Raw genomic sequence first — 9506 nt, 5'->3', positions numbered from 1 at the left:
GCCCCGAACCCGAATCCCGCCCCGGGCCCGCCCGCCCTGGACCGGTCCGCCTCGGACCCGCGCGTCCCGAACCCGAATCCCGCCCCGGGCCCGCCCGCCATGGGCCCGAATCCCGTCCCGGGCACGGCCGCGCTTCCGGGCACGGCCGCAGCCGCGGGCGCGGCAGCAGACACCGCCGCCGCCCCGGCCGCAGCCACCGCTCCGGGACTGCCCACCGCTCCGGGACTGCCCACCGCTCCCGGCGCAGCCACCGCCCCCGGCGTGACCACTGCCGCCAGTACTCCCAGCGCGCCCATCCATCCCGCAACGACCGCCGTCCACATACCCCTTGGCATACCATCGCCGCATGCCGGCGCACCAGAAGGACTCGCACTGCTCCGCCTGTGGAGCCCTGTTCGATACGGCCGACTGGCCCCGTACCTGTCCCGCCTGCGGCGCGGTCGCCTACCGCAACCCCCTCCCGGTCGCCGTCGCCCTGCTCCCCGTCGAAGACGAGCTCGGCACCGGCCTGGTGGTCATCACCCGCACCATCGAGCCCGCCCTCGGCGGCATCGCCCTGCCCGGCGGCTTCATGGACTTCGGCGAGGACTGGCGCGAGTCGGTCGTCCGCGAACTCCGCGAGGAGACCGGGATCCACGCCCCGGCCTCCGAGGTCGCCCTCGCCGACACCCTCAGCTCCCCGGCCGGCCACCTGCTCGTCTTCGGCCTCCTGCCCGTCCGCCCCGCCGCCTCCCTCCCGGCATCGGCCCCGACGAACGAAACCACCGGCTGGCACGTCCTGCGCGGCCCGGAGCAGCTGGCGTTCCCGCTCCACACGAAGGCCGCCGGGGCGTGGTTCGAGGGCAGGTACACGCACTCGGCTTGAGGCCGCCGATCCCAGCCACTCCCGCCCCCACCCCCTCCACTTCAAAGCCCCCGCAGCACCACCCCGTCCACCCGCTCCCCGGCCTCGTTCTCCACCACGACCGAGTCCCCGGCCCACCGCACCACGTACCGTTCCACCTCGCCCGGCTCGAAGCCCGGCCCCGGGTCCCGGATGACCACCCCGCCGCCCGTGCGGCCCCGCGCCGGGGCCCACGCCTCCAGGGCCACCGACCCGTCGGCCGCCCGCACCGGCAGCAGCGAGCCGGCCCGCGCCAGCACCGGGATCCGGTCCGCCGGGGCGTCCAGCAGGATCTGGCCCGGACCCTCGTACGCCCGGCCCGTCGCCGTGTCGTACCACCGCCCGCGCGGCAACCGCACCGCCCGCCGGTCCGACCCGCACTCCAGCACCGGAGCCACCAGCAGGGCGTCACCCAGCAGGAACGCGTCCTCGCAGTCCCGCAGCGCCCGGTCCTCCGGCGCCCCCCACCACAACGGCCGTACGTACGGTGCCCCCGTCCGCCGCGCCAGGTGGGCCAGCGTCACGAAGTACGGGCGCAGCCGCTCCCGTTCCGCCAGGACGGCCCGCGCCGCCCGGGTGGTCTCCTCCCCGAACTCCCACGGCTCCCGCCGTCCCGCCCATATCGCCGAGTGGGTCCGGAACAGCGGCAGGTACGACCCCAGTTGCAGCCACCGCAGGTACAACTCCGGCGAGGGCGAACCCCAGAAGCCGCCGACGTCCGGCCCCGAATACGGCACCCCGCACAGCCCGAGGCCCAGGACCAGCGCCAGCGAGGCCCGCAGACCGTCCCAGCTGCTCTCCACGTCACCGGACCACGTGCCCCCGTACCGCTGCATCCCCGCCCACCCCGACCGGGAGAAGAGGAACGGCCGCTCGGCCGGCCGCAGCCGTACGAGACCCTCCCAGCCCGCGCGCGCCATGCCGAGGGCGTACACGTTGTGCGCCTCCCGGTGGTCCCCGCCGGCGCCGTCCAGCGCGTGCCGCGCCGAACGGGGGAGCGTCCGGTCCCCGAACGCGGCGAAGGAGACCGGCTCGTTCATGTCGTGCCAGACCCCGGCGAAGCCCTGCGCGAGCCGCTCCTCGTACAGCCCGCCCCACCACCGCCGCACCGCGGGATCGGTGAAGTCCGGGTAGGCGCACTCGCCCGGCCACACCTCGCCCCGGACCTCCCGCCCCGCCGCGTCCCGTACGAAGGCCCCGTGCGCGCCGACCGCGAGCCCCGAGACGTGCACCGGATCGCCGGCCTTCACCGCCGGGTCGACGATGGAGACCAGCCGGACGCCGCCGTCCGCCAACTCCCGCGCCAACCCCGGCAGATCGGGGAACCGCTCGCGGTCCACGGTGAAGACCCGGTGGCCGTCGTAGTGGTCGATGTCCAGATGGACGGCCGACAGCGGCAGCCCGTGCTCGGCGTACCCCGCCACGATCCGCCGCACCTCCGCCGCGCTCCCGAACCCCCACCGCGCGTGCTGGTACCCGAGCGCCCACTCCGGCGGCACGGCCGCCCCGCCCGTCAGCCCGGACCAGCCCTGCAGCACCCGCCCGGGCGGCCCCACCAGCACCCAGCACCGCAAGGCCCCGCCCTCCATGCGCAGTTCGCAGGAGCCGGGCCGGTCCGCCCCCGAGCCCGCGCCCTCCTCGCCCTCCCGCAACACCACCCGGCCGTCCCAGGAGTTGTCGTGGAAGACCAGGTGCGTGCCCGCGTCCGCGACCACCAATTGCACCGGCATCGTGAGGTACAGGGCTTCCTCACCGGACCCGGACCCGAACCCGCCCTCGGGATCGGTGTTCCACAGCCGGTAGCTCCCGTCCCGCAACCGCGGCCCCACCGCCCGCCCGCCCAGTCCGAACACCCGCGCGTCCGCCGCCACCTCACTCCGCAGCAGCCACCGCGCACCCCTGCCTCCGCCCGCTGCCCCGATGCGACCCGCACTCCCGGCCCCGTCCGCCCCACCGGCCGTCCCGTCCCCACCGACCCCACCGGCTACACCGACGCCTCCCGGCCCGGCCGCATCTCCCTCAACCCCAGCGGAGCGCCCCCGCACCGGCTCCCACCAGCGCGGCGGCAGATCCCGCCGGAGCACCGTCCCGCCGGGTGTCCGGACCTCCACCGCCCCGTGCCGGGACACCGCCACCGTCACGCGCTCGGACACCACCCGCCAGCCGCCGTCGGTGTCCGGCTCCAGCACGGCGCGCGGATCGGGCTCCGGCCCGCTGCCGACCACCGCGTACGAGGGCGTCGGCGCGGCCCCGTCCCAGCCCCAGAACACCGCCCCGCCCACGGTGACCCGGACCAGCAGCTCCGAACGGGTGAACCGGAGCACCCCACCGCCCGGCAGGGGCTCCGTACCGGTCAGCAGACCCGGCACCCGCGCCCGCTCCGCACCCCGGGGTGCGAGCCCCGCCGCGTCCACGCGCCGGTTGCGCCAGGCCGAGCGCCAGGCGCGCCGCCCCCGCTCGCCGCCGAGGTCCTTCACCGCACGCACCAGCCCACGACCGTCCATGGCGCCCACCCTGCCACCGCCACCTGGCCCAGAAGGCGCCGTTCAACTGCCGTTCACCCGCAAAAGGATCACAGCCGACCGCCGATGACGGCTCTGGTGCGGATGTCGATCACATGGCATCGTCCCTGTGAGCCCCCGTGCGCACACCCCGCGCGCGATGGCACCGTACGCACACAGACGCCAGACCACACCGCACACCACGACACGCCCACGAAGCGCGAACCGCAGACGTGACCGGGAGCCGACGCATGACCGCAGCAGCCACCCCCTCCGAGCCCCTCTGGTCCCCGGGCCCCGACCGGATCGCCGCGGCCCGGATCACCGCCTTCCAGGCCTGGGCCGCCGAACACCACGGCGCCCCCGCGGACGGCGGCTACCCGGCCCTGCACAGCTGGTCCGTCGACGAACTGGACACCTTCTGGCAGGCCGTCGCCGAGTGGTTCGACGTACGCTTCACCACCCCGTACGAGGCCGTCCTCGCGGACCGGTCCATGCCGGGCGCGGCCTGGTTCAGGGGTGCCACCCTCAACTACGCCGAGCACGCCCTGCGCGCCGCCGAGGACCCGGCCCGCGCGGCCGACGCGGCCCTGCTCCACGTGGACGAGACCCACGAGCCCACCCCCGTCACCTGGGCCGAGCTCCGCCGCCAGGTCGGCGCGCTCGCCGCCGAACTGCGCGCCCTGGGCGTGCGCCCCGGAGACCGGGTCAGCGGCTACCTCCCCAACATCCCCGAGGCCGTCACCGCCCTCCTCGCCACCGCCGCCGTCGGCGCCGTCTGGACCTCGTGCGCCCCCGACTTCGGCGCCCGCAGCGTCCTGGACCGCTTCCAGCAGGTGGAGCCGGTGGTCCTCTTCACCGTCGACGGCTACCGCTACGGCGGCAAGGAGCACGACCGCCGCGACACCGTCGCCGAACTGCGCGCCGAGCTCCCCTCGCTGCGCGCCGTCGTGCACATCCCGCTCCTCGGTACGCCGGCCCCCGCAGGCGCCCTCGACTGGGCAGCCCTCACCTCGGGCGACACGGAGCCGGTCTTCGAACCGGTCCCCTTCGACCACCCGCTCTGGGTCCTCTACTCCTCCGGCACCACCGGCCTGCCCAAGGCGATCGTCCAGTCGCAGGGCGGCATCCTCCTGGAACACCTCAAGCAGCTCGGCCTCCACTGCGATCTGGGCCCCGAGGACCGCTTCTTCTGGTACACCTCCACCGGCTGGATGATGTGGAACTTCCTCGTCTCCGGCCTCCTCACCGGAACCACCGTCGTGCTCTACGACGGCAGCCCGGGCTACCCCGACACCGGCGCCCAATGGCGCATCGCGGAGCGGACGAAGGCCACTCTCTACGGGACCTCCGCCGCCTACGTGATGGCCTGCCGCAAGGCGGAAGTCCACCCCTCCCGCGACTTCGACCTCTCCGCGGTGAAGTGCGTGGCCACCACCGGGTCCCCGCTGCCGCCCGACGGCTTCCGCTGGCTCCACGACGAGGTGGCCGAGGACCTCTGGATCGCCTCCGTCAGCGGCGGCACCGACGTCTGCAGCTGCTTCGCCGGCGCCGTCCCCACCCTTCCGGTTCACATCGGCGAGCTCCAGGCCGCCTGCCTGGGCACGGACCTCCAGGCCTGGGACCCCTCCGGCAAGCCCGTCACCGGCGAGGTCGGCGAGCTCGTCGTCACCAACCCCATGCCGTCCATGCCGATCCACTTCTGGAACGACCCCGACGGCAGCCGCTACCGCGACAGCTACTTCGAGATGTTCCCCGGCGTCTGGCGCCACGGAGACTGGATCACGATCACCGACCACGGCTCGGTCGTCATCCACGGCCGCTCCGACTCCACCCTGAACCGCCAGGGCGTCCGGATGGGCTCCGCGGACATCTACGAGGCCGTGGAGCGACTGCCTGAGATCAAGGAATCCCTGGTCATCGGCCTGGAAGAGCCGAACGGCGGGTACTGGATGCCGCTCTTCGTCCACCTCGCGCCCGGCGCCGTCCTCGACGACGCCCTCCGCTCCCGGATCAAGGCGACCATCCGCGAGGAGCTCTCCCCGCGCCACGTCCCCGACGAGATCATCGAGGTCCCGGGCATCCCCCACACCCTCACCGGGAAGCGCATCGAGGTCCCGGTCAAGCGCCTCCTCCAGGGCGCCCCCATGGCCAAGGCGGTCAACCCCGGCTCGGTCGACAACCTCGACCTCCTGCCCTTCTACGAGGAGCTCGCCCGCACCCGCGGCTGACGCGAACGGCCACTGTCAGTGGCGATGATTACTCTGAGTGAGCAGGCGATCGCTTCACTCAGGGGGAACCATGCCACGCTCGAACGACACCGGAACCGCCGCCACCACGGGGCGTCCGGCCCGCACCGGCAGGCGCCGCACCCTGCGCCGCGAAGTCCCCAGCACCGTCGGCCTCCTGGCCGACGCCGGGGACTTCGCGGCCATGCGCGGGTACCGCAGCTTCACCTTCGACGACCACCGCGACTACCTGGATCACGTGGAGCGCCTGCTCCGCTCCCTCGCGGCCCAGGGAATCCACACGACCGTCGCCCTCTTCGACCCCGAGGAGTACGCCGAGTTCTGCGCGGACCGGGGACTCGATCCGGACACTCCCGGGGCCCGCACCCGCTTCACCGCCGAACTGGGCGGCGCCACCGGCAGCCTCCCGTACGCCGGCCAGCCCATCGACGAACTGGTCCCGCTCCTCGTGGACGCGGCCGTCCGGCAGGCCACCTGGGAGTACGCGAGCCTGCTGCTGGCCGAAGTGGGCCGCTGCGCCGACTGCGGGGAGGACATCGGCACCGCCTCCTTCGAGCGCGCCGCCGAGGCGCTCCGCCGCCTGGTGGACCGGGCCGGCCCGGGCCACCACCACCTGGTGTGCAGCGTCCCGGCACAGGAGGAACAGCTCGTGGCGGTACTCCACGCCGACACCGGCCCCGGCGGCCGGCCCCGGGTGGACGGCCGCGACGGCCTGGACTTCGTGACCGTCCTCGCCGCGGGCCTGGCCCTCGGCGGACCCGGGGGACTGGTCCTGCGCAGCACCACCGACGGGGACCGGGACCGCGTCCACGGCTGGCGCCTGGACCGCGGCCGGCTGGTACCCCTCTCGGCGGCGGCCGTCTTCAACGCCTACTGCACCGACGCCGACACCGGAGACCCCGTGGGCCCCGAGCCCGGCGTCGAATACTGCCCGGGCTACGAGGTGGACGAACCGGGCCCGCACCACTGAGCCGGGCGGACGCAGCCCACCCGGCAACGGCCGAGGGGCCCCCGCCACCGGCGAAGGCCCCTCGGTGCATTCCCGTCCTACTCGCCGGACAGCACAGCCTGGGCGGCCACACGGGCCTCCTCGGCGCTGTCCGAGGCACGCGCGGCGGCAGCCGCACGCTCGCACTGCGCGAGGGTGTACTTGGCGAGCGTCGCCCGCACGTAAGGAATGGAAGCGGCACCCATCGAAAGAGAGGTGACTCCCAGACCCGTGAGCACACAGGCAAGCAGCGGGTCGGAGGCCGCCTCGCCACAGACGCCGCAGCTCTTGCCCTCGGCCTTGGCGGCCTCGGCCGACATGGCGATCAGGTCGAGCAGCGCGGGCTGCCACGGGTCCTGCAGCCGCGAAACGGCGCCGACCTGACGGTCCGCGGCGAAGGCGTACTGGGCCAGGTCATTGGTGCCCAGCGAGAGGAACTCGACCTCCTGGAGGATCGAGCGCGCCCGCAGCGCGGCGGAGGGGATCTCCACCATCGCACCGAACTTCGCCTGCAGACCGGCCTCGCGACAGGCGTCCGCGAACGCCTTGGCGTCGATGCGGTCGGCCACCATCGGAGCCATGACCTCGAGGTAGACCGGCAGTCCCGCAGCGGCCTTGGCCAGCGCGGTGAGCTGCGTGCGGAGCACGTCCGGGTGCTCGAGCAGCGAACGCAGACCACGGACACCCAGAGCCGGGTTCGGCTCGTCGGCCGGGGTCAGGAAGTCCAGCGGCTTGTCGGCGCCGGCATCCAGAACGCGTACGACGACACGACCCTCGGGGAAGGCTTCGAGGACCTTGCGGTACGACTCGACCTGCTTCTCCTCGGTCGGCGCGTGCTTGCTGTCGTCCAGGAAGAGGAACTCGGTGCGGAACAGGCCCACACCCTCGGCCCCGGCCTCGACGGCAGCCGGCACGTCCGCCGGACCACCGATGTTGGCCAGCAGCGGCACCTTGTGCCCGTCGGACGTGGCGCCCGGACCGGAAGACGAGGAGAGAGCGGCCTTGCGCTCGGCGGCCGCGGCCTCCAGCTCGGCCCGCTTCGCCGCGCTCGGCTCCACGAACAGGTCGCCGGTGCTGCCGTCGACGGCGATGACCGTACCCTCGGCGATCTCACCGGCACCCGGCAGCGCCACGATGGCCGGCACGCCCAGCGCCCGCGCGAGGATCGCGCTGTGGCTGGTCGGGCCGCCTTCCTCGGTCACGAAACCGAGGACCAGCGCCGGGTCGAGCAGAGCGGTGTCGGCGGGAGCCAGGTCCCGCGCGATCAGCACGTACGGCTCGTCGCTGTCGGGCACACCCGGCATCGGCACGCCGAGCAGGCGCGCGACGATGCGGTTGCGCACGTCGTCCAGGTCGGCCACACGGCCGGCCATGTACTCACCGGCACCGGCGAGCAGGTCACGGTAGGCGGCGAACGCGTCGTACACACCGCGCTCGGCGGTGCTGCCGACGGCGATGCGCCGGTCGACGTCCGCCATGAGCTCGGGGTCCGTGGCGATCATCGCCTGGGCCTCGAGCACGTGCTGGGCCTCGCCACCGGCCAGCTGGCCCCGGGCGATCAGGTCGGCCGATACGGCTTCCACGGCCTGACGGGCGCGCCCCTGTTCGCGCTCTGCCTCGTCCGCGGTGATCTGCCTCGCCGGCGGTTCGAGAACCGCCGTGCCCATGTGCCGAACCTCGCCGATCGCCACACCGTGGCTCACGCCGACGCCTCGCAGCGTTGTCTCCATTTCACCTGTCTCCGATTGAGCGGCGGGTCCACCCGCCGCGTTGGATGTCCGGTTCGCCCGAGCAGGCGGATGCGTCACTGCCAGCCGAAGAGAACGTCTCCGGCCTTCATGTCTCCGGCCTCGACGACGTCGGTGAGGGAGTCGGCAGTCGCTTCCAGCGCCACGACGGGGCAGATGGGGGACTTGCCGGCGGCCTCGACCGCAGCAGGGTTCCAGCGGATGACGGTCTGGCCGCGGGTCACGGTGTCGCCCTTGTTGACGAGCAGCTCGAAGCCCTCGCCGTTGAGCTGAACGGTGTCGATCCCCAGGTGCGTGAGCACACCGTGGCCTTCACTGTCGACGACGACGTACGCGTGCGGGTGCAGGGAGACGACTACACCGTCTACGGGGGACACCGCCTCCGAAGGCTCGCGCACAGGATCAATAGCGGTGCCCGGTCCCACCATCGCGCCGGAGAACACCGGATCGGGCACTGCCGCGAGTCCGATGGCGGTCCCGGCAAGTGGGGACGTCACGCTGGTCATGGGGGCCTCCCAGGGGTGGGGCTTCTTCGTGTCGCCGTCACTACCTGTCGCGAACGGCGTACTCTCCAGAAGGATAAGTCACAAGATGTTCGGGTTCGCCCGATGTTGGTCCCGATCCGGACTGGTCCTTCGGCACGGAGACTAGTGGACTAGACCGGTGGACTAGACCATACGCCTGAATCGATTTGCTTGGGCCCGGGCGGACCTGTACTGTCGTGACTCCCGCCAGGAAGCCTCGCGTGAACATTTCGCGAACGGCCGATGGACGGGACTCCTCCTCTCTCTTGTTCTGAATCTTGATCTCGACGTCTTTCCGCATGCCTATTCGGCAAAACGGAGAGTGGTCAGAGGGAAAGAAAAGGACTGATAGAGTCGGACTCGCCGGAAAGGGAAACGCGAAAGCGGATGACCTCGAAGGCGGAAAACAAGCGAGACGGACTCTGATAGAGTCTGAAACGCAAGAACAGAACGAAAGCCCGGAGGAAAGCCCCAGTAATTATTACTGAGGGTGAGTACAAAGGAAGCGTCCGTTCCTTGAGAACTCAACAGCGTGCCAAAAATCAACGCCAAAAAGTTGATACCCCGTCCATTTCGGTGGATGAGGTTCCTTTGAAAAAGACCTGTGAGGTCG

At 72.5% G+C, this 9506-nt stretch carries 6 protein-coding genes; 3 read left to right on the top strand and 3 right to left on the bottom strand.

All coding sequences use genetic code 11. The features are described 5' to 3' along the window. The first annotated feature begins 346 nt into the window (after positions 1 to 346). Positions 347 to 865, top strand: a complete 519-nt coding sequence (locus tag AC061S_RS43765) for an NUDIX domain-containing protein (protein WP_478691462.1) — start codon at positions 347 to 349, stop codon at positions 863 to 865. A gap of 41 nt (positions 866 to 906) precedes the next feature. Here the strand turns inward: AC061S_RS43765 and AC061S_RS43760 are convergent, their stop codons facing one another. Then, positions 907 to 3387 carry a glycoside hydrolase family 31 protein gene (locus tag AC061S_RS43760; protein WP_478691461.1) on the bottom strand — a complete coding sequence of 827 codons (2481 nt, stop codon included), beginning with the start codon at positions 3385 to 3387 and terminating at the stop codon, positions 907 to 909. A gap of 248 nt (positions 3388 to 3635) precedes the next feature. On the opposite strand from AC061S_RS43760, the gene AC061S_RS43755 reads away from it, so the two are divergent. After that, on the top strand, positions 3636 to 5615 hold the full coding sequence (locus tag AC061S_RS43755; RefSeq protein WP_478691460.1) for an acetoacetate--CoA ligase: 1980 nt from the start codon (positions 3636 to 3638) through the stop codon (positions 5613 to 5615). Positions 5616 to 5685: 70 nt separating this feature from the next. Then, the gene (locus tag AC061S_RS43750; protein ID WP_478691459.1) at positions 5686 to 6603 is read left to right on the top strand and encodes a hypothetical protein; all 918 of its coding nucleotides are present in this window, start codon (positions 5686 to 5688) and stop codon (positions 6601 to 6603) included. Between the two features lie 77 nt (positions 6604 to 6680). Here the strand turns inward: AC061S_RS43750 and ptsP are convergent, their stop codons facing one another. Both ptsP and AC061S_RS43740 read right to left on the bottom strand, forming a co-directional pair. Further along, a complete protein-coding gene (gene ptsP / locus AC061S_RS43745) occupies positions 6681 to 8351 on the bottom strand; it encodes a phosphoenolpyruvate--protein phosphotransferase (protein WP_478691458.1) in 1671 nt (556 codons plus the stop codon). Between the two features lie 74 nt (positions 8352 to 8425). Beyond that, positions 8426 to 8875 (bottom strand): PTS sugar transporter subunit IIA, encoded by a 450-nt coding sequence (locus AC061S_RS43740; RefSeq protein ID WP_478691457.1) that lies wholly within the window; start codon positions 8873 to 8875, stop codon positions 8426 to 8428. Positions 8876 to 9506: the final 631 nt, after the last annotated feature.

It is taken from the genome of Streptomyces sp. CA189 (assembly GCF_056428985.1).
This window is presented reverse-complemented; position numbering and strand designations above follow the sequence as displayed.